The organism is Streptomyces sp. NPDC032940 (assembly GCF_040636935.1).
GTDB lineage: Bacteria > Actinomycetota > Actinomycetes > Streptomycetales > Streptomycetaceae > Streptomyces.
This window is the reverse complement of record NZ_JBEZVJ010000055.1, coordinates 1-20,108: the sequence shown is the minus strand read 5'-3', so window position 1 is coordinate 20,108 and position 20,108 is coordinate 1. Positions and strand designations below refer to the sequence as shown.

Below are 20,108 nucleotides of genomic sequence, written 5' to 3'. Positions count from 1 at the left end.
TCGGCCATGAGAAACCGCCCAGCGCCTTACCGCACCATTAGGAGGCAGGCCGCGCCGCAGAGGCGGCGCGCGCCCGCGCCGTGCGCGGGCCTTGATGAAGTAAGGAAAAGTGCACCGAAGCCGTGGTGGGCATCGGTCGATCGTGGCCCGCTTGGCTGCTCGCTGGGAACGCGACGCTCTCGTCTCGTTCGCCGGAGGCTCGGGTGCTTGGGCAACTATGACTGCACCGACCTGCGGCGCATGGCTTCTCGCTTGGGTTCCGTTTCAGCCCAGGTAGGGCGTGGCTCGGTCTTCGGTGGCGTGCTGGAGGCGTAGACGCTGTGTGTGGTGCATCGGCAGGGTGTCCAGCTCGGTCGGTGGCACCCACCTCAGTTCCGTCGACTCGTCGGAGATGGTGAGCTCGCCGCCGATCAGGCGTGCGCGGAAGCAGACGTTGAACTGCCGTCGGACCTCCCCGTCGCTGTAGGCGATGACGTGTCGCGGATCTGTGTAGGTGCCGACCAGGCCCGTCACCTCGACGTCCAGGCCGGTCTCCTCCTTCACCTCCCGCACGGCCGTACCAGGCAGGCTGTCGGTCATCTCCATGCCGCCGCCCGGCAGCGCCCACAGATCGTTGTCCCGGCGCCGCTGAAGCAGGATGCGGCCCTGGTCGTCGGTGACGACGGCAGAGGCGGCCACGACCAGCGAGTTGGGTTCGGGCGCCTGGGGATCGTCGTAGTACTCGGTGCGGCGGGACACGTCAGTCCTCCACAGGTTGGGCCGTCGACCAGACGGCATCGAAGCTGCTGGCGTAGGTGTCGAACAAGCCGCCGGTCTCAGTGCGGCGTAGCTGCCACACCGGCGCTCCGTACGCGTTGACGCCGAAGACGTGCCCGTTGACCAGCATCTGATCGTCGGCTCGGTAGATCGAGTTGTAGAGCGTCGTCGAGTGCGTGCGGATTTGCACGCCAGGGACGGAGAGCAGTGGCCGGTAGTGCAGCAGGGCCAGCCGGCATCGGAATTCGATGCCGTGCCCGAAGCGTTCCTCGCGGCCGCGCTGTTGCACGGCCTCGCTGTCAGCCTTGCCGACGGCGATGCGTACTCGGCATCCGGCAGTGGCTCGTTCCTTGATGAGCTCGTTCAGCCGCGGGTAGCCCTCGTGCAGGAAGACTCCGGCGTAGACGAGGACTTCCATCTGCTCGTGCGCCTGGGCGAACAGCTCGGCGTAGACCGCGATCGGAAGGTCGGCTCGCTGCGCGTAGAGGGCGACGAGGTCGGGGCTGATGGCGCGCGCTTTCCTCGGCTGCCGGAGCGCCGGCCACAGGGCGTGAATGTCCTCGCCGAGCGCCTCGGAGGCGAGAAGCGCCGTGCGTTGCCGAGGTGTCCGGCCCTTGTTCACCCAACGCTCCACACTCTTCGGGTCGATACCGATCTCCTGCGCGAGCGTGTCGTGCGTCCAGCCTCCAGCGGCCATGGCTGCCCGTAACCGTTCGTTCGCCATAGCGTCCCTCCCTGTAGTGGTAGGGACGTTCCATCTCTTCCAGGACGTCCTGAAGTGGGAAATGGGCGAGGTTCCTACGTCCCGGTGAAGTGCACGACGATCGCGGGACTGTAGCGCCCCGGCGACCGCGCGAACGGCCCCGGGGCTGGCCGACTGACTGGAGTCGACATGCCGCAACCTACCGTCCCCACCGCTGAGGTGGCAGAGGCTCTCGTCCTTGAGGTGCCACCCCAACTCGTGCAGATGCTTGGGCTGCCCTCCCGCGAAGCGCTGACCACCGATCAGGCTCGCGGCGCCGTCTGTGTCTGGGGCTCCGAGCGACTGACCGGCGACCGCTGTCGACCTCGGGGAACAGACGGCCCCCCGCTGGTTTCCGCGGGCCTGTCGGCTGCACGTCGCCGACCGAGCACACCGCGCTCTGTTCGTTCATGCCCCCAGCTGCGAGCAGTGCGTCGACGCCGCCGAGCGGTGCGAGATCAGCCGCGCCTTGTACCGCCTCGTGAGGGACGGTCGTCGATGATCTGTGACTACTGCGACAAGCCCATCGTCGGCGAGCCGAAGGAGATCCAGATCGACTCGCCCACCGGTGCGGCCCCCACCGTGTACTGGCACAAGGAGCCGTGCCGCCCGGCGGTGAGGCGGCAGACCAAGCCGGTCGTCAGGGCCTCCAGTTCCAAAATGCAGGGCGTGGGTTCAGCGAGGGATCGGCGTGGCGCCCGTGGCGGCGAGGGACACGTCCCAGAGGCGGGACGCCTCGGCGGGGGCGATGGCGTAGGCGCGGACGCCGCCGTCGTCCATGGGGGAGTTGGGGGCGGAGACGTGCGCGACGTCGCAGTCCTCCAAGTAGAGGCCGCCTCGGGCGGCGAGGAGTGGGGACGTCGCGGCCCACAGGCCGGTGGCTGCTCCCTGGGAGGGGGACTTGAAGCCCTCGCCGATGACCTTGCCGTGCTCGTCCACCCAGCCGCGGTCGATCTGGGCCTGGAGGGTCATCTCCCGCTGGAGTCCGGTGATGATCTTGCCGGGGTGGAGGGCGAACGCCCGGACGCCGTCGTCCTTTCCGAGGGCGTCGAGGTGCACGGCGAACAGGGAGTTGGCGGTCTTGGCCTGGCCGTAGGCCAGCCACTTGTCGTAGCCGGTGCGGAAGTGCGGGTCGTGCCAGCGGATGCCGGTCAACGTGTGTCCGGCCGAGCTGTTGACGACGACGCGGGCGCCGTCGGCGGCGGCCAGGAGAGGGTAGAGCTCGCAGGCGAGGGTGAAGTGCCCGAAGTGGTTGGCCGTGAGCTGGCCTTCCCAGCCCGGCCCGACGCGCCGCTCCGGGGTGGCCATGACTCCGGCGACGGCCATGAGGAGGTCGAGTCGGTCGAGACGGTCGCCGATGTGCGCGGCGGCGGAGCGGACGCTGTCGAGGTCGGTCAGGTTCATGGGGATGACCTCGCAGTTCTTCACCTCCCGCAGAGCGGCACGGGCGGCGTCGGGGCGTCTGGCGGGGACGATGACCAGGGCTCCGGTGGCCGTCAGGGTCCGGGTGGTTTCCAGGCCGAGCCCGGAGTAGCCGCCCGTCACCACGGCCGTCCTTCCGGAGAGGTCGAGGCCCGCCACGATGTCCTCGGCGGTGGTGGAGGCGGAGAAGGGTGAGCCGAGCGGCTGCTGATCAGGAGAGGTCATGCCGTGGACGTTACGATCTAGAGCGAGGTCTAGATCAAGTCCAGGGGGAGCGGCATGACCAGCGTCGACGCTGCCGTGCAGTCGCTGAGCATCGGCGAGGTGGCCGAGCGGACCGGACTCAGCGTGCACGCCCTGCGCTTCTACGAGCGCGAAGGGCTGCTCGTCGGGCCGGTCCGGCGCACGTCCGGTGGCAGGCGGCGCTACTCCTCCGCCGATGTCGAGTGGCTGCTCATCTGCGTCAAGCTCCGCGAATCCGGCATGCCGCTAGCCGACCTCAAGCACTTCGCCGAACTCGTACGCCGAGGGCCGGGCAACGAGGCGGAACGTCTGCGACTGCTCGACGTCCATCGGCAGCGCGTCGACGCACAGATCCGGGCGCTGGAGGAGTGCCGGTCCGTCATCGCCTGGAAGGTCGGCGTTTACGCCGACCACCTCGCCCGCGGTGAGGCCGACGGGCTCTGGGACCCGACGGCCGGGAGCTGAGTCTCGTCGGTGGTCAGGGTTTCGTGCGCCGTCAGCAGGCGGGCCGTCGTCTCCGCGTCCGCCGGGCGGAGCGGTGGGCGGACCGGGCCCGCGGGGAGGGTGAGGGCGTTCAGGAGGGCCTTCGCTGTGACCGTGCCCGGTAGGTTCGAGGCCATCATCAGGTCCGTGAGGGGGATTGTCCGGCGCTGGAGCTCGGTCGCCGCCCGGGTGTTGCCCGCGTCGTACGCGTCGATGATCGACCGGAACGGTTCCGGGGCGACGTTCGCGACCGTGCTGACGTAGCCCGCCGCGCCGATCGCGTACAGGGCGAGGGTCTGCTCGTCGCAGCCCGCGTAGTAGGCGAGGTCGGTGCGGGACAGGACCTTCTGGGTGCCCAGGAGGTCGTAGGCACAGTCCTTGACCGCCACGATGCGTGGGTGTGCGGCCAGCCGGGTGATCGTGTCGGGCTCGATGCGCGTGCCCGTGCGGCCCGGGATGTCGTAGAGCATCAGCGGGAGTCCGCACGCGTCCGCGATCTCCCGGAAGTGGGCCTCCAGGGCGTCCTGCGGAGGGCGGCTGTAGTACGGCGTCACCACCAGCAGGCCGTCGGCGCCGGCCTTCTCGGCGGACCGTGTCAGCTCCACCGTGTGCCCGGTGTCGGCCGTGCCCACGCCGGCGACCAGGGCCGCCCGGTCCCCGACCGCCTCCCGTACCGCCGTGATCAGCGCCGCCTTCTCCGCGTCCGTGGTGGTCGGCGACTCGCCCGTCGTGCCGGAGAGGACCAGGCCGTCGCAGCCCCGCGATACCAGCCGGTCCGCGAGGCGTTGCGCGCCGTCGAGGTCGAGCGTGCCCTCCTTCGTGAAGGGAGTGACCATGGCGCACAGGGCGCGGCCGAAGGGGCGGGGCGGGGGTGTGGAGGTGGCGGGGTGGCTCTCTGTCGTCATGGGGGTAGTGTCGGACCGTTCATGGTGTAGCTCTACTTAAATTTGCTACGACTTATGTGTAAGGAATGGTGACCGGTTCAGGGTGAGGGTAGCGCTTCCCGGGCAGGGGTACCCGGATGCCTCCGAACCGAGAGGAGGCGGAACACCGTGACCGGGACCATGCACACCAGGCCGAGGCCTGTGCACGACGAGCACTCCGTTGGCGAACTCGTCGGCCAGGCCACCGAACAGCTCTCCCGGCTCGTGCGCCAGGAAGTGGCCCTCGCCAAGATGGAGCTCGCCGAGAAGGGCAAGCGCGTCGGGCGTGGCGGCGGGATGCTGGGCGCCGCGGGCGCCATCGCCTACGTAGGACTGTTCGCCCTGGCCGGCACGGCCACCGCCGCGCTCTCGCTGGTGCTGCCCGTCTGGGCCGCGGCACTCATCGTGACGGCGTTGCTCTTCGTGATCGCGGGCGTCCTGGCCCTGACCGGCCGCTCCCAGCTGCGCCGTGCCGCACCGCCCACGCCCGAGCAGACCCTCGGCAGTGTCAGGGCCGACGTCGACGAGATCAGGGAAAGGGCGCATCGATGACCGACGCGACGAGCGGAGACGGCGCGAGGACCGGCTCCACCGCGCAGCCGACCGGAGCCAAGGGACCCGACGAACTGCGACGGCAGATCGAACAGACCCGCAGCCAGCTCGGCGACACCGTGGAGGAGCTGGCGGGGAAGGCGGACGTCAAGGGCCGTGCCAAGGCCCGGGCCGCCGACCTCAAGGACAAGGCCGGTGCCATGACCGTGCAGCTGCGCAGTTCCGCCGCCCACGCCGGGCACAGCGTGCAGGGCAAGGCGAGTCGGGCTACGCATTCCGCCCAGGACAAGGCCGGTCGGGCTGCTCACGCCGCGCAGGACAAGGCGCGGCGGGGTGGTCATGCCGCGCACGACCGGGCGGAGCCTTCCGGGCAGCACCGGGCCCGGCAGGGTGGCGTGCCCGAGCGGATGCGCGGGGCCGTCCAGGCCGGGAAGCGCCATCCGCGCCCGCTGCTCGTCGCCGGCGCGGCGGCCGGTGCGGTGGTCGCGGCGGGTGTGCTGCGACGTCGCCGGCACGGGCCCTGCTGACGGCGACACGACGGTGCGGCGAGGGTCCCGGATGCGGGGCCCTCGCCGTGTCGTGCCCTGCCGGCCGGGCGATGCGCTTGACCTCAAGTTTGGTCGAGGTCGGAGAGTGGTGCGTGCACCCGACGACCACCGAACCGTGGAGGCCGGCATGACCCGCCGTACCGACGCACACCCCGACCTCGAACGCCCCGACGCGCAGGCGCCGTTCTTCAGCACCTGGCGCGTCGGCACCCCCGAGCGGCAGCGGCAGACCGTCGACGCCATCGCCCGTACCTGGGAGCGCCGCCCCTGGCCCGCCGAGGGCCTGCTGGGCTACCACGTCTACACCGGCCACGACGGCAGCACCCTCCTGCACCACTCCCAGTGGGCGAGCGAGCACGCGTACGAGGCCTTCGTGAAGACCCACCGGCAGGAACGGGTGGACGAGATCGACACCGTCGTTCCCGGCATCGAGCGGCTGGGTCTCGGCCGGTACCGGCGCTACCGCAGCGGAACCCGAGCCCAGGCTCCCGTCCCCGGCTGCGTCGTCATCGTCGACGTCGAGTTCGAGGGCCCCGATCCCGACCGGCAACGCGCCTGGGCCGACGCCGTGTTCGACGCCCTGGCGAGCGAACCCGCGCCGGCCCCCGGCGGTATCTCCGCCCACTTCCACCTCAGCACCGACGGCACCCGCGTCCTCAACTACGCCGAGTGGGAGAACGCCCAGGCCCACATCGACGCCCTCGCCGCGCCCGGCGACGGCGTCGGCTCGGCGACCGCCGCGTGGGAGCGGGTACGGAACTGGCCGGGGCTGAAGAGCAGCACCGTCCAGCGCTACGACCACGCCCTCGGCCTCGTGCCCCGCTGAACCCCGCCCCCACGCGACCCGGCTACGGGCGGAAGCGCAGCACCTGCGGGTCGTGGTCGCTGATCTGGTCGGGGAACTCGGCGTTGATGTGCACGCTGTCGTAGGACAGGTGCCCGCCGTGCCGGATCGACGGGCTGACCAGGATCTGGTCGAGGACCTGGCTGTTGCCCTGGTAGACGTACGAGTAACGCTCGCTGCGCGGCAGGGACTTGACCGCCGACCACAGCGCGCCGCCGTCCTCGAGGATCTTCGCCGTCCCGGAGAACTCGAAGTCGTTGATGTCACCGAGCGCGATGACGTCCGCGTTCTTCTGGGCGGAGAGGATCTCCTTGACGAAGGTGTTCACGACCTTCGCCTGGGCGTGCCGCTGCGTCTCCGAGCTGCGCGCCGGCGGCTGGTACTTCGCGGTCAGCCCCTGGTCGCCGCCCTTGGAGTTGAAGTGGTTGGCGATGACGAAGACCGTCCGGCCGCGGAAGACGAACTCGCCGGCCAGTGGCTTGCGGCTGTTCTCCCAGGCCGCGTTCGCCGGGTCGACACGGCCGGGGGAGTGCGTGAGCACGGCCTTGCCACGCACCTTCGTCACCCCGGTCGCGGTGGTCGCGTCGCCGGCCGCGCGGTCGGTGAAGGAGACCCGCTCCGGGTTGAACAGGAACGCCTGGCGGATGTTGCCGCCGGGCTCGCCGCCGTCTGTCTTGTCGACCGGGTCGATGCCCCGCCACTCGTAGCGCGGGCCGCCCGCCGCCACGATCGCGTCGATCAGCTTGCCGACCGTCACGTCGGCGGCCACCGTGCCGTCGTCCGTGGCACCGTTGTTGTCCTGGATCTCCTCCAGGGACACGATGTCCGGCGACTTCAGGTGGTGCACGATCGCGTCGGCGTGCGCGGCGAAGGTGGCGTCGGACGGGTCGAGGTTCTCGACGTTGTACGTGGCCACCGCCAGCTCGCGGCCGCTCTGCGCGCGCGTCGACTCGCGCTCGGTGCCCCCGCCGCGCAGCGTGCCGATCTCGTTCGCGACCAGCGTGTAGCCGCCGTACTGGTTGTAGTCCAGCGGGCCCGCGGTCGTGCCGGCGAGGGTGTCGCCCACGGTGGCGTCGGGGAAGTCGGCGGGCTTGCCCAGCGACTGGATCTGGAGCCGGCCGGTGTTCTGGGCGTCGTACGAGCCGTAGACCGTGCCGCCGCGGCGGTTGGCGTTCTCCCACGGCTTCACCGTGACCCACAGCTCGGTGTACGGGTCGGAGGCGCCGACCACGCGGGCGTCGGCGACCCGGACGTTCATGCCCTCCAGCGACTCGTAGTAGTCCAGGGCGTACGTCGCCGGGCGCAGCGGCAGGGCGTCGACCGAGCCGGCCGCGGCCGCGTCCCCCTCGGGGGCGTAGGCGCGCGGCACGGACCGGGCGGAGACGGTCGTCGGGGCCGGGACCGCGTTGCCGCTCGAGACGACCGTGACCGTCGGGCGGGTGATCTCGGTGACCGACTGGTTGCCGGACGAGGTGCCGCCCGGGACGTACTCCGACACCGTGCCGGAGACCGTGACCGCGTCACCGACGGCGACCTTCGGGGTGGAGCTCGTGAAGACGAAGACGCCCTCGCTGGTGGCCGGGTCCGCGTCCGGGTGCGGGTCCTGCATCCAGAAACCCTTGGAGGAGCCGTAGCCGCGGACGCCGGTGACGATTCCGGCCACGTCCGTGACCTGCTTGCCGGCGTACGGCGACAGCCGGGTCGAGCCCTGGACGTCGTGGACGCGCACCGAGTCGGCGTGCGCGGGCGAGGTGAGGACGACGGTGGACGCCGCCGAGCAGACGGCGGCGACGGTGAGCGCGGCGAGGCGCGCGGAGGACTTGCTGGCCAACGGGATTCCTCCGGGGACGTGACAGAGCGCCGGGACGAGGGTGGGACGCGAGGGGCTCCGGAGTCCCTGTGGACCTGAGTGAACACGGACCTGAGTGAACACTTGTCCCCCCGCTTTCTACGCGCGTCAATCTCCTGCCTGCTCGGGCCAGTTGTCAAGGTTTCGGCCATGTACGGCACCCGACGGGGAGATGAACCGGGCGGCATCGGTGGAAACCCGTCTAGGCTGAGCCGTTGAGCCGTACGGCGGTGACGTGGCCGTACGGCGGTCGAGGTGCGCGAGGAGAAACAGCCGATGTCAGACAGCTCCACCCTGCCGCCCGCACGGCTGCGACCCGAAGCGGAGCTGGCCCGCGACGCGCTGTCCACGCCGGTGCTCTCCCGGGCCGCCCGGCTCGCCCGCTGGGCCGGTCCCGACACCCGCGTCGACGCCGGCGGCGGGCTCGTAGAAGAGCAGATGCCGGCCGCGGCCGAGCTGCTCGGGCTGACCGGGGAGGACGCCGCGGCCTACGCGAGCGAGGCCTGGCGGATCGCGGTCGACACCGGGCTGGTGGAGATCACCGACGAGGAGGAGGGCACCGTCGCGACGGGCGAGGACCTCGCCCTGCTCACCGGCGGCTCCCCGCAGGACGTGCTCGGCGTGTGGCTCACCGCCCTGGAGACGGTGCTCGCCGACGCGAGCGTGCCCGACCTGGACGACATCGTCGACGCGATGGCCGAGGGCGGAGAGGTCGACCTGTCGTCCCTCGGCTGGGACCCCGAGGCCGAGGCCGAGCTCCTCGACGGCGTCCTCGGCAACCTGTACCTGCTCACCGTCGGCGAGGACGGAGCCGACGACGCCCCGGTACCGCTGCCCGCGCTGGCCGCGTCCGTGATCGTGCCCAGCGACATGGGCGAGCCCACCAACGACGTGCTGGAGCAGGTCTCCGACGCGATGATGCGGCTGGACGACCAGTTCCGGCTGCTGGAGCCCATCGGCCTCGTCACCTACCAGCCGGTGGACGAGGCGCTGATGGCCGACGCGGACGAGGAACCCGCGGCGCCCGTCGACGACACCGACGTCGCCCGCTACGGCATGGTCCGGCTCACCCCGCTCGGGCTGTACGCGCTGCGCACCCGGCTCCAGGAGGCCGGCTTCGACGCGCCCGCCGTCGGGGACCTCGCCGAGAAGGGGGCCGACGCGCTCCTGGACGGCACGGCGACCTTCCCGCCGGCGTCGGCCCACGCCGAGACCGAGCTGTGGCTGAACCGGCGTGAACCGCTCGCCGCAGCGCGCGAACTGCTGGCCGCGGCCCGGGGCGCCGACGCCGGGGCGCCGCTGCGGCGACTGCGGTGCCAGCAGGCGCTCTCGCTGGTCGGCGCGGGTGCCGAACCGGCGCTGCGGGAGGTTCTCGACGATGCGGAACTCGGGGGTCTTTCCCGGGTCTGGCTGACCGAGCACGGGGCCCGGGACGTGCCGGCGCCGTCGCAGGAGATGGTCTTCTGGCTGACCATCGACACGGTGGCTGCGCAGCTTGCGGCCGAGGGCAACTCCGAGGAGCTGCGGGCGCTGGTGGAGGGGCTGGCGATGCAGCACAGCGGGTTCTTCGACAGCGTGTGGCGGGTCGAGCATCCGGCCACGGCGGATGTGCTGGAGGCGATGGGGCGGCTGCATCCTGACAAGAAGGTGGCCAAGGAGGCTCGTAAGGCGGCGTTCAAGGCGAGGTCCCAGCAGGGGGGTTGAGCGGCGTGACTGCGCGCCCTCGGCGCAGTGGGCCGACGGGTGGGTGACGCGGCCCGGCGATCGCGGGGTGCCGCCGCGCCCACCCGTGCCGCCCTTGGCGGCACGATTGCCCGCGGTGACGCGTCTGACGCGGCCCGGCGCTTGCGGGGTGCCGGCGCGCCCGCCCGTGCCGGCCTTGGCGGCACGATTGCCCGCGGTGACGCGTCTGACGCGGCCCGGCGCTTGCGGGGTGCCGGCGCGCCCGCCCGTGCCGGCCTGGGGGTGCCTCCCAGGCCGTTCAGGCACCGGGGGAGGCACGATTGCCCGCCGTGACGGCGGCCGGTCGCCGTGAGTTCAGGTGTTGTTCAGACGTGGGCGACAGCGTGGCGGCGAACCGAGGTCCGCCACCCTCCACGGCAGCTCATCGTCACAGGAGACACCATGTCGCTCACCCGCAGGGACTTCGCCAGTCGTTCCGCGCTCACCGGTGCCGGAGTCGTACTGGCCGGCAGTGTCGGCGCCCTCGCCACCGCGCCGCAGGCCCTCGCGTCCACCGACACCGAGAGCGTGGATCAGGCGCACGACCACGGCGACGGTCACGGTCACGGGCACGACGGGGTCGGCTACGGGCCGCTCGTCCCCGATCCGGACGGCATCCTCGCCCTGCCCGCCGGCTTCCGGTACGAGATCGTCACGTACAGCGGCCGGACCAAGCTGGAGACGGGCGAGTACACCCCCTCCAATCACGACGGCACCGCCACCTTCGAGGGCCCGCGCGGCACCACCCTCCTCGTCAACAACCACGAACTCGCCGGCCCCCGCGCCAACTGGCCGCACCCCGTGCCGCTCACCGAGGGCCTCGTCTACGACCCCGCGGCCGCCGGCGGCTGCACGGTCGTCGAGGTCCGCCGCGGCGGGCACGTCGCCGAGTGGGTCGGCATCGCCGGCACCGCCACCAACTGCGCGGGCGGCAGCACTCCGTGGGGCACCTGGCTGACCTGCGAGGAGACCGAGGACAAGGCCGGCAAGAACGGCATGACCAAGGACCACGGCTACGTCTTCGAGGTCGACCCCGAGGACCGCCGTGCCAACCGGAACCCCAAGCCGGTCAAGGCGCTGGGCCGCTACGCCCACGAAGCCGTCGTCATCGACCCCAAGCGCGGGCACGCGTACCTGACCGAGGACGCCTCCGGCCCCAACGGCCTGTTCTACCGCTGGACCCCGCCGGAGGGCTTCCGGCACGGCCGAGGCCGGCTGCGCACCCTCGCCGACGACGCCGGCGCCCTCGAGGCGTTCAAGTGCTTCGACTCCGGCGGCAAGTTCGTCGACGACCTCTCCCGCGCCACGAAGACCGGCACCGTCTACGGCGTCGACTGGGTCGAGGTCCCCGACCGGGACGCCAGGACCACGTCCGTGCGCAAGCAGTTCACCGACGGCCAGGTCACCCGCGCCCGCAAGCTCGAGGGCATGTGGTGGGCCGACGGCGGCACCTACATCGTCTCCTCCTACGCCCGTGACGAGAGCCCCGGCCGGCCGCACGACGGCCAGGTCTGGTTCTACGACCCCAAGCGCCGCACCCTCACCCTGAAGGTCCTCCTCGGCGTCAACGCCGCTCCGGACGCGGACGGCGCCTTCGACGGCCCCGACAACATCACCGTCTCGCCCTACGGCGGCCTCGTCATCGCGGAGGACGGCGAGGGCGTCCAGCACCTGTTCGGCGCCACCGACAGCGGACGCACCTACCCCATCGCCCGCAACGAGCTGAACATCGGGTCCGAGGAGGAGCCCGAGTACAGCGAGTTCACCGGCGTCACCTTCTCGCCCGACGGCCGCACCCTGTACGCCAACATCCAGACACCGGGCATCATGCTGGCCATCACGGGTCCGTGGAAGCGGCAGAGGGGTCACTGACTGTAGGTCACTCGAACTAGTGAGTCCGTGCGATTTCACGCACGGTCACTGGCACCGGACGTACCGTCCCTCATATGTCCAAGTCATGTGCACAGTGCGGTAGTCCAGTGAAGGCAAAGCGCAGGTGATACTGCAGCAACCGTTGCAGCCTCTTGGGGGGGACCGCGACACAACGCGGACCTCGTCGAGTTCGGTACGACCGGCAACCGCGTGGTCTTCCGGCGGGGCGAGTCGGTGCTCAAGGTCCTGGACCGCTTCGGCGCGCTGGGCGGCACCGACACGACCGACGCGGTCCGGCGGCACTACCGGGAGCACGACCGCGTGCTGATCGTCACCGACGAGCAGTACGCGTACAACCGGCACGGCGACCCGACCGAGCAGGTTCCGCCGGACGTGCCGGTCTACACCTGGAACCTCGCCGGGTACCGGGCGGGCCACGGCCCGTCGGGCAAGGCCAACCGGCACACCTTCGGAGGTCTCTCGGACGCGGCCTTCCGGATGGTGCCACTGCTCGAGGCGGCCCGGGACGCCGACTGGCCCTGGACAGCGGCGGCCTGAAGCCGCGGAGCGGCGGACCGGCCGGCCTCGCGGCCCGCACCCGCGCGCGAGGGGTGCGGGCCGCTCATCCGGCTGCTCAGGGGCCGCGCGGTAGGCTGCCGGGGAGGTCCCCGGCGGGCAGGGAGTAGCGGGATGGCGCAGGTCAGGCCCATGCGGGCGGATGCCCGGCGCAATCGTGAGCGGCTGCTCGCGGTGGCGGTGGAGGCCTTCGCCGAACGCGGTGAGGGCGCCTCGCTGGACGACATCGCCAAGCGCGCCGGGGTCGGCGTCGGCACCCTCTACCGGCACTTCCCGACGCGGCAGGCATTGCTCGAGGCCGCCTATCTGGAGCGCATCGAGGCGATCGCCGCGCGGGCCGACGCGATCGCGGCCGGACGTCCGGCGGGCGAGGCGCTCGTCGCGTGGCTCGACGAACTCGCCGTCGGGATGCTTCAGGTGCGGGGGCTGAAGGCGCTGCTGGGCACGGCCGTCACCGACGGCGCCACCGCGGTGGGCGCGGCCTGCGGTGACTGCGTACGGGGCGCGGCGACGCGGCTCGTACGGGCGGCGCAGGACGCGGGCGCGCTGCGGCGGGACGTCGAGCCGGTCGAGGTGCTGCGGCTGGTGCACGGGGTGGTGACGGCGTCCGAGATGGCCGGCGAGGGGGACGGGACGTCCGTGCGGCGGTATCTGTCGCTGGTGGTGGACGGGTTGCGGGCGTAGGGCCGCGCCGTGCCGGGCCGCGCCCGGGTCGGGGAGGCGCGGCCCTGTGCCCGGCCCTCCTACAGCGCCTGGGCCGCCGGCTTGACCATGCCCCGGACCGTGCGGGACTTGACGAAGTCGCCCATGGCGGTCATCTCCCACTCGCCGGAGAACTGGCGGATCAGCTTCGCCATCATCACGCCCGTCTGCGGTTCGGCGCCGGTGAGGTCGAAGCGGACCAGCTCCTCGCCGGTCGTGCCGTCGAGGAGGCGGCAGTAGGCCTTGGCGACCTCGGTGAACTTCTGGCCGGAGAAGGAGTTGACCGTGAAGACCAGGCCCGTGACGTCCATCGGGAGCCGGCCGAGGTCGACGGTGATCACCTCGTCGTCCCCGCCGCCCTCGCCGGTCAGATTGTCGCCGGAGTGCCGGATCGCGCCGCCCACTATCTGGAGCTTGCCGAAGTAGCAGCTGTCGATGTGGTTGCGCTGCGGGCCGTAGGCGATGACCGAGGCGTCGAGGTCGATGTCCTTGCCGCGATAGGCCGGCTCCCAGCCGAGGCCCATCTGGACCTGGGACAGCAGCGGCCGGCCGCCCTTGATCAGGGAGACCGTCTGGTTCTTCTGGAGGCTGACCCGGCCCTTGTCGAGGTTGATCTTCCCGGTGCCCGGGGCGGGCGCGGGCGGGGTGGCCGGCGGGGCCGGGGGAGCGGCGGGCATCGTGGGCGCGGCGGCGGGCGGGGCCGGAGGCGGTGTGACCGTCTGCGGCGGGGCGGGCTGGGCGGGGGCCGCCGGCTCCTCCACCGTGACGCCGAAGTCCGTGGCGATGCCGGCCAGGCCGTCGGCGTAGCCCTGGCCGACCGCGCGGGCCTTCCAGGCGCCGTTGCGCAGATAGATCTCCACGATCACGAGGGCCGTCTCGGCGCCGAGCTGCGGGGGCGTGAAGGTGGCGAGGGCGGAGCCGGTGTCCGCGTCGCGGATGGTGGCGGTCGGTTCGATGCCCTGGAAGGTCTGGCCGGCGGCGTCCGGGCTTGCGGTGACGACGATCTTCTCGATGCCCGGCGGGACGGCGGCGGTGTCGACCGTGATCGCGTCCGGGGCGGTGCCGCCGCCGGAGCGGTACGTCACGCCCGGGCCGGTGGGCTGGTTGTAGAAGATGAAGTCGTCGTCCGAGCGCACCTTGCCGTCGGCGGTGAGCAGCAGGCCCGAGACGTCCAGCCGCACGGGGGCTGTGACGTCCACCGTCACGCGGGCGGCGGAGAGGGGGATGTTCGAGCCGGGGGTCATAGCTGTCATGCCGGGTAGAACGAGCGGGGGCGTTTTACCGTTCCCTTACCAAGGGGCCAATCGGGGGAGGTGGGGGGCGGTGGTTTTTTCGCCCCCGCCGCCCCTTCCCGTTCCCGTCCCTGGGGGCGGCCGCCCCCGGACCCCCGCTTCGGCCCTGAACGGGCCTCGTCCTCAAACGCCGGACGGGCTAGATGATCACGGCACGACCACGATCTTGCGGCCCACCCCCGCCGCGAACTGCTCCAGCGCCTGCGGGTAGCGCTCCAGCGGGATGCGGTCGCTGATGAAGACGTCCGGGTCCAGGACGCCGTTCGCGAAGAGTTCCGCCGCGCGTTCGTAGCTGTGCAGGACCGCCATCGAACCGGTGATGGTGATCTCCTGGTTGTAGATGCGGTACGGGTCGATCTGCACCCGCGTCGCGTAGTCGGCCACGCCGAACTGCAGGAACGTGCCGGCCTTGGCGACCCGGTCCAGGCCGTCCTGGATCGCCGCCGCGTTGCCCGTCGCGTCGATGACCAGGTCCCAGCCCTGCGGCCGGTCCAGCTCGTCCGGCGTCGCCGCCGAGGCCGAGACGCCGAGACCGCGGGCGGTCTCCAGGCGGGCCGGGTTGAGGTCCACCACGTCCACGCTCGCCGCGCCGGTCTTCTTGGCCAGCTCCAGCATCATCAGGCCCATCGTGCCGGAGCCGTAGATGAGGACGTGGGCGCCGAGGCGGGACTGGAGGACGTCGTAGCCGCGGACGGCACAGGACAGGGGCTCGATGAGGGCGGCGTCCTGGGTGCGGACGTGCTCGGGGAGCTTCACGCAGTTCGCCACCGGCGCCACCGCGTACTGGGCCGCGCCGCCCGCCGTCGTGACGCCGATGGCCGCCCAGCGTTCGCAGAGGTTGTTGTGGCCGGTGCGGCAGTAGCGGCACTCGTGGCAGTACAGGGAGGGGTCGACGGCGACCCGGTCGCCGGCCGAGACCTCGGTGACCTGGGTGCCGACGCCGACCACCGTGCCCGCGAACTCGTGGCCCGGCACGATCGGCAGCTTGGGCGCGAACTCGCCCTGGAGGATGTGCAGGTCGGTGCCGCACAGGCCGCAGGCGGCGACCTCGACGACGACCTCGCGCGGCCCTGGCGTCGGGTCGGGGACCTCGATGACGGCGGCTCGGCCCACGGACTCGATGACGGCGGCCTTCATTTGACGGCTCCCAACGACAGGCCCTGGACCAGTTTGTCCTGGGCGGCGAACCCCGCGGCGAGCACCGGCAGGGAGATGACGAGCGACGCGGCGCACACCTTGGCCAGGAAGAGGCCCTGGCTGGTGATGAAGCCGGTCAGGAAGACGGGGGCGGTCTCGGCGACCACGCCCGTCAGCACCCGGGCGAAGAGCAGTTCGTTCCAGCTGAAGATGAAGCAGATGAGGGAGGTGGCGGCGATGCCCGGGAGGGCGATCGGGGCGACCACCCGGGCCAGGATCGTCGGCAGCCGCGCGCCGTCCACCCGCGCCGCCTCGATGATCGCCACCGGGACCTCGGCCAGGAAGGACTGCATCATCCAGACCGCGATCGGCAGGTTCATCGAGGTGTAGAGGACGACCAGCAGCCAGATGTTGTCCAGCATGTCGGTGTTCTTGGCGAACAGGTAGATCGGCAGCAGCCCCGCCACGACCGGCAGCATCTTGGTGGACAGGAAGAAGAACAGGACGTCCGTCCACTTCTTCACCGGACGGATGGAGAGGGCGTAGGCGGCGGGGAGGGCCAGGACCAGGACGAACAGGGTCGACGCGATCGACGCCACCGCCGAGTTGACCAGGGCCGGCCACGGGCTCGCCCCGCCGCCGGCGCCGAAGAACTCGCGGTAGCCGTCCAGGGTGAGGGACGCCGCGAAGGACGGCGGGTTCGTGGCCGCGTCCTCCTCCGAGTGGAAGGAGGTCAGCGCCATCCACGCGATGGGCAGGAAGAAGACGATCCCGGCCAGCCAGGCGACCAGGCCCAGGCCCGCGCCGGCCTTGCGTCGGGGGTGTGCGGGCTTGGTGTCGGTGACGACGGGGCGTACGGCGGTGGCGGTCATGAGCGGCCGGCCTCCTCGCGGAACAGGGACGACACCACGCGCAGCGCGAAGGTGGCGATGACGATCGAGCCGATGACGACCAGGACGCCCGCGGCCGAGGCGAGGCCGTTCTCGTGGGCCTGGTAGAAGCTCTGGTAGACGGTGTAGGGCAGGTTGGCCGTGCCCAGGCCGCCGGACGTGAGGGTGAAGACCGCGTCGAAGTTCTGGACGATGTAGATCGAGCCCAGCAGGGCGCCCAGTTCCAGGTAGCGGCGCAGGTGGGGCAGGGTGAGGTGGACGAAGATCTGCCAGTCGCTCGCACCGTCCACCCGGGCGGCCTCGATCTGCTGCTGGTCCCGGCTCTGCAGTCCGGCCAGCAGGATCAGCATCATGAACGGCGTCCACTGCCAGACCAGGGACAACTCCACCGCGAGCAGCGGGGTGTTGGAGATCCAGTCCGGCTGCGGGCCGCCCACGTAGTGCAACAGGCCGTTGAGCAGGCCGTACTCGGGGTTGTAGAGGACGTGCTTCCAGAGCAGGGCGGCGGCCACGGGGACCACCAGGAACGGGGCGATCAGCAGGGTGCGGACCACGCCCCGCCCCTTGAAGCGGCGGTCGAGGAGCAGGGCGAGGGCCAGGCCGACGACCAGGCTGGCCAGGACGACCGCCACGGTCAGCAGGATCGTCGTCCACACCGACTTGCGCAGGTCGGGGTCGGAGAGGACGTCGCCGTAGTTGGCGAGGCCGGTGAAGTGGCGGGCGTCCGGGTAGAGGGCGTTCCAGTCGAAGAGGGAGATCACCAGGGTGGCCACGAAGGGCAGCTGCGTGACCGCGATCATGAAGATCAGGGCGGGGAGCAGCGGGGCCCGGGTGGCCCAGGCCTTCAGCCGGGAGGACGGCGGACGGACGCCGGTGCGGACGTGGTCGGGGGCGGCCGCGGGGGCCGAGGTCGTGGCGGTCATCGTCCCTCGTACTCCTCGGAGATCTTCTCGGCGAGCTGCTGGGACTTCTTCAGGGCCTCCTCGACGGACTGGCGTCCGGCGATGGCCGCGCTGATCTCCTGGGAGACCTTGGTCCCGAGGTCGGTGAACTCGGGGATGCCGACGAACTGGATGCCGGGCGCGGGCCGCGGCTGCACGCCGGGGTCGTTCGGCTTGGCACCCTCGATGGCCTGCCGGGTCATCTCCTGGAAGGCGGCGGCCTCTTCGCGGTAGGCCGGGTTCTCGTACGTCGAGGCCCGCTTGCCGGCCGGGACGTCGGACCAGCCGACCTTGTCGCCGACGAGCTGCTCGTACTCCTTGCTCGAGGCCCAGGAGACGAACTCCCACGCCTTGTCGGGGTTGCGGGACGCCTTCTGGATGCCCCAGGCCCAGGTGTAGAGCCAGCCGGAGGAGCCGGTCTTCTCGACCGGGGCCGGCGCATAGCCGATCTTGCCCTTGACCGGGGACTTGGCCGACTCCAGGGAGCCCGCAGCGGATGTGGCGTCGTACCACATGGCGACCTTGCCCTGGGTCAGGTTGTTCAGGCACTCGGCGAAGCCGGACTGGGCGGCGCCGGACTCGCCGTGCTCGCGGACCAGGTCGACATAGAACTTCGTCGCCTTCTGCCACTCGGGCGAGTCGAGGCGGGCCTGCCAGTCCTTGTCGAACCAGGTGCCGCCGAAGGTGTTGACGACCGTCGTCAGCGGTGCCATCAGCTCGCCCCAGCCGGGCAGTCCGCGCAGGCAGATGCCCTTCATGCCGGGCTCGGCGCCGTCGAGCTTCTCGGCGAACCCGGCCACCTGGGTCCAGGTGGGGTGGGCGGGCATCGTCAGGCCGGCCTCGGCGAACAGGTCCTTGCGGTACATGAGGAAGGACGACTCGCCGTAGAAGGGCTGGCCGTAGAGCTTGCCGTCGTCGCCGGTGAGGGACTGGCGCATCGGGCCGAGGACGTCCTCCTCGTCGTACGCCGGGTCCTTCGCGACGTAGGGGTCCATCTCGTGGAGCCACTCGTTGCGGGCGTAGATCGGTATCTCGTAGTTGGAGAGGGTGGCGACGTCGTACTGGCCGGCCTGGTTGGCGAAGTCCTGGCTGATCTTGTCGCGGACGTCGTTCTCCGGCAGGACGGTGAAGTTCACCTTGATGCCGGTCTCCTTGGTGAAGTGCTCGGCGGTGAGCTTCTGCAGCTCGGTCATCTGCGGGTTGTTGACCATCAGGACGTTGATGGCGTCGCCGCCCGACCCCGCCCCGCCCGCCCCGACCCAGCAGCCGGAGAGCAGCGGGGCGAGCAGCGTCCCTGCGGCGGCCGTGGCGAGCAGGGCTCGCGGCCTCCGTCGGCTCTGGGTTCGCATGGATCGCTCCTGAATATATGGGGAGGTATGGGGCGTCGAGGGATGAGCGGGTGCCCCTGTGGTGTGGTGCGGGGGTGTGGGTGGTTCGGGGGTGTGGGTGATGCCTGGGCGTGGGTGATGCCGGGACGTGGGTGATGCGTGGCGGTGCGGGTGGTGGTCAGACGCGGATGACCTGGGGCCCGAGCAGCGAATAGCGGTGGGCCTCGGCCGCGGGCAGGAGCGTGCTGGTGACGATGGCCTCCAGTGCGCCGATCTCCGCGAAGCGGCAGAAGCTGACGGCGCCGAACTTGGTGTGGGTGCCGGCGAACACGGTGCGGCGGGCGGCGCGCACGGCCTGCGTCTTGACCTCGCTGACGGCGGGGTCGGGGGTGGTCAGGCCGTGCTCGCGGGAAATGCCGTTGGCACCGATGTAGGCGAGGTCGACGACGAACCCGGCGAGCATCTTCGTCGTCCAGTGGTCGACGGTGGCGAGCGTGCCCGAGCGGACCCGGCCGCCGAGCAGCAGCACGGAGATGCCGTCGGCCTCGGCGAGGGCGCCCGCGACCGGCAGGGACGCGGTGACCACGGTCAGCGGACGGTCCCGGGGGAGCGCCTCCGCGATGAGCTGCGGGGTGAAGCCCTCGTCGACGAAGACCGTCTCGGCGTCGCCGAGCAGTTCGGCGGCGGCGGAGGCGATCCTGCGCTTCTCGGGGACGTGGCTGGTGGCGCGGAAGGCGAGCGTGGTCTCGAAGCCGGCGCTCTCCACGGGGTAGGCCCCGCCGTGGGTGCGGCGCACCAGACCGTGGTCCTCCAGGGCGCGCAGATCACGCCGTACGGTCTCCCTGGCCACGCCCAGTTCGGCCGCGAGCGCGGTGACGTCGACGGAGCCGGTGGCACGGGCGACCCGCACGATCTCGCGCTGCCGTTCCTCCGCCGACCTCGTGCTCATGCTGACCACCCGCCTCACCGCCTCGTCGCAGCGCCTTTGCCCGTTCGGGCCCTGTGCGAGCCCTGGGTGAAGTTCTACAGCGGCTCCGCGGCACTGACCAGGCCTGTTGCGGGCCCGATGCTGCCCGGTTGTGCCCGCTTCGGCCGGCGGGTGCCCGTCGCGGACCTGGGAGGCGGCGGTGCGCGGGGTGGGAACGGGCAGTGCGGGCGCCCGTATACGGGGGCGGGCGGGCCCGTTCGGTGCCGCGGAGCACGCTCGGCCACAGGGCCCGCAGGCCGCCCTCCAGCGGGGGTGTGAAGAGGCCCGCGGCTCCCACGGCCACGTACGCGAGCGCAGC

The 20,108-nt window shown here is 71.5% G+C and carries 18 protein-coding genes and 1 pseudogene; 8 read left to right on the top strand and 11 right to left on the bottom strand.

The window, feature by feature from the left end; translation table 11 throughout:
- Positions 1–264: 264 nt before the first annotated feature.
- From AB0E77_RS33295 to AB0E77_RS33285, 3 genes are all read right to left on the bottom strand, one after another.
- Positions 265–777, bottom strand: a complete 513-nt coding sequence (locus AB0E77_RS33295; RefSeq protein WP_361578450.1) for an NUDIX domain-containing protein — start codon at positions 775–777, stop codon at positions 265–267.
- Positions 740–1,480: a helix-turn-helix domain-containing protein gene (locus AB0E77_RS33290; protein ID WP_361578447.1), complete on the bottom strand. Its 741-nt coding sequence runs from the start codon at positions 1,478–1,480 to the stop codon at positions 740–742. The genes AB0E77_RS33295 and AB0E77_RS33290 overlap by 38 nt, the downstream gene beginning before the upstream one ends.
- A gap of 693 nt (positions 1,481–2,173) precedes the next feature.
- Positions 2,174–3,145 carry an oxidoreductase gene (locus AB0E77_RS33285; protein WP_361578444.1) on the bottom strand — a complete coding sequence of 324 codons (972 nt, stop codon included), beginning with the start codon at positions 3,143–3,145 and terminating at the stop codon, positions 2,174–2,176.
- Positions 3,146–3,199: 54 nt separating this feature from the next.
- Between AB0E77_RS33285 and AB0E77_RS33280 the strand changes: the two genes are divergently transcribed.
- On the top strand, positions 3,200–3,628 hold the full coding sequence (locus AB0E77_RS33280) for a MerR family transcriptional regulator (protein ID WP_361578441.1): 429 nt from the start codon (positions 3,200–3,202) through the stop codon (positions 3,626–3,628).
- Here AB0E77_RS33280 and dapA read toward each other — a convergent pair.
- Positions 3,565–4,551, bottom strand: coding sequence for a 4-hydroxy-tetrahydrodipicolinate synthase (dapA, locus tag AB0E77_RS33275; protein WP_361578438.1), 987 nt, complete (start codon positions 4,549–4,551; stop codon positions 3,565–3,567). The genes AB0E77_RS33280 and dapA overlap by 64 nt on opposite strands.
- A 147-nt stretch (positions 4,552–4,698) precedes the next feature.
- Between dapA and AB0E77_RS33270 the strand changes: the two genes are divergently transcribed.
- The 3 genes from AB0E77_RS33270 (at position 4,699) to AB0E77_RS33260 (ending at position 6,495) form a co-directional block, all read left to right on the top strand.
- Positions 4,699–5,121: a phage holin family protein gene (locus tag AB0E77_RS33270; protein WP_361578435.1), complete on the top strand. Its 423-nt coding sequence runs from the start codon at positions 4,699–4,701 to the stop codon at positions 5,119–5,121.
- Complete coding sequence (locus AB0E77_RS33265; RefSeq protein ID WP_361578432.1) at positions 5,118–5,648, top strand: DUF3618 domain-containing protein; 531 nt, start codon at positions 5,118–5,120, stop codon at positions 5,646–5,648. The genes AB0E77_RS33270 and AB0E77_RS33265 overlap by 4 nt, the downstream gene beginning before the upstream one ends.
- 148 nt (positions 5,649–5,796) lie before the next feature.
- Entirely contained in the window at positions 5,797–6,495 is a 699-nt protein-coding gene (locus AB0E77_RS33260; protein ID WP_361578429.1) for an antibiotic biosynthesis monooxygenase, read from the top strand.
- Between the two features lie 22 nt (positions 6,496–6,517).
- Here the strand turns inward: AB0E77_RS33260 and AB0E77_RS33255 are convergent, their stop codons facing one another.
- On the bottom strand, positions 6,518–8,344 hold the full coding sequence (locus AB0E77_RS33255) for an endonuclease/exonuclease/phosphatase family protein (RefSeq protein WP_361578426.1): 1,827 nt from the start codon (positions 8,342–8,344) through the stop codon (positions 6,518–6,520).
- Between the two features lie 294 nt (positions 8,345–8,638).
- On the opposite strand from AB0E77_RS33255, the gene AB0E77_RS33250 reads away from it, so the two are divergent.
- The 4 genes and pseudogenes from AB0E77_RS33250 (at position 8,639) to AB0E77_RS33235 (ending at position 13,216) form a co-directional block, all read left to right on the top strand.
- Positions 8,639–10,066 (top strand): hypothetical protein, encoded by a 1,428-nt coding sequence (locus AB0E77_RS33250; protein WP_361578423.1) that lies wholly within the window; start codon positions 8,639–8,641, stop codon positions 10,064–10,066.
- A 420-nt stretch (positions 10,067–10,486) separates the two neighbouring features.
- Positions 10,487–11,956 carry an alkaline phosphatase PhoX gene (locus tag AB0E77_RS33245; protein WP_361578420.1) on the top strand — a complete coding sequence of 490 codons (1,470 nt, stop codon included), beginning with the start codon at positions 10,487–10,489 and terminating at the stop codon, positions 11,954–11,956.
- 171 nt (positions 11,957–12,127) lie between these two features.
- A pseudogene (locus tag AB0E77_RS33240) lies at positions 12,128–12,514 on the top strand (TROVE domain-containing protein); the annotation flags it as partial.
- Between the two features lie 132 nt (positions 12,515–12,646).
- The gene (locus AB0E77_RS33235; RefSeq protein ID WP_361578417.1) at positions 12,647–13,216 is read left to right on the top strand and encodes a helix-turn-helix domain-containing protein; all 570 of its coding nucleotides are present in this window, start codon (positions 12,647–12,649) and stop codon (positions 13,214–13,216) included.
- 59 nt (positions 13,217–13,275) lie between these two features.
- On the opposite strand, the gene AB0E77_RS33230 is transcribed toward AB0E77_RS33235, so the two are convergent.
- The 6 genes from AB0E77_RS33230 to AB0E77_RS33205 form a co-directional block, all read right to left on the bottom strand.
- The gene (locus AB0E77_RS33230) at positions 13,276–14,478 is read right to left on the bottom strand and encodes a TerD family protein (RefSeq protein ID WP_361578453.1); all 1,203 of its coding nucleotides are present in this window, start codon (positions 14,476–14,478) and stop codon (positions 13,276–13,278) included.
- A 195-nt stretch (positions 14,479–14,673) separates the two neighbouring features.
- Positions 14,674–15,663: a zinc-dependent alcohol dehydrogenase family protein gene (locus AB0E77_RS33225; RefSeq protein ID WP_361578415.1), complete on the bottom strand. Its 990-nt coding sequence runs from the start codon at positions 15,661–15,663 to the stop codon at positions 14,674–14,676.
- Positions 15,660–16,535: a carbohydrate ABC transporter permease gene (locus AB0E77_RS33220; RefSeq protein WP_361578411.1), complete on the bottom strand. Its 876-nt coding sequence runs from the start codon at positions 16,533–16,535 to the stop codon at positions 15,660–15,662. Before AB0E77_RS33220 ends, AB0E77_RS33225 begins: the two co-directional genes overlap by 4 nt.
- A complete protein-coding gene (locus AB0E77_RS33215; RefSeq protein WP_361578408.1) occupies positions 16,532–17,476 on the bottom strand; it encodes a sugar ABC transporter permease in 945 nt (314 codons plus the stop codon). Before AB0E77_RS33215 ends, AB0E77_RS33220 begins: the two co-directional genes overlap by 4 nt.
- Positions 17,473–18,843, bottom strand: coding sequence for a sugar ABC transporter substrate-binding protein (locus tag AB0E77_RS33210; protein WP_361578405.1), 1,371 nt, complete (start codon positions 18,841–18,843; stop codon positions 17,473–17,475). The genes AB0E77_RS33215 and AB0E77_RS33210 overlap by 4 nt, the downstream gene beginning before the upstream one ends.
- 157 nt (positions 18,844–19,000) lie before the next feature.
- Complete coding sequence (locus AB0E77_RS33205) at positions 19,001–19,771, bottom strand: DeoR/GlpR family DNA-binding transcription regulator (RefSeq protein WP_361578402.1); 771 nt, start codon at positions 19,769–19,771, stop codon at positions 19,001–19,003.
- Between the last annotated feature and the right edge of the window lie 337 nt (positions 19,772–20,108).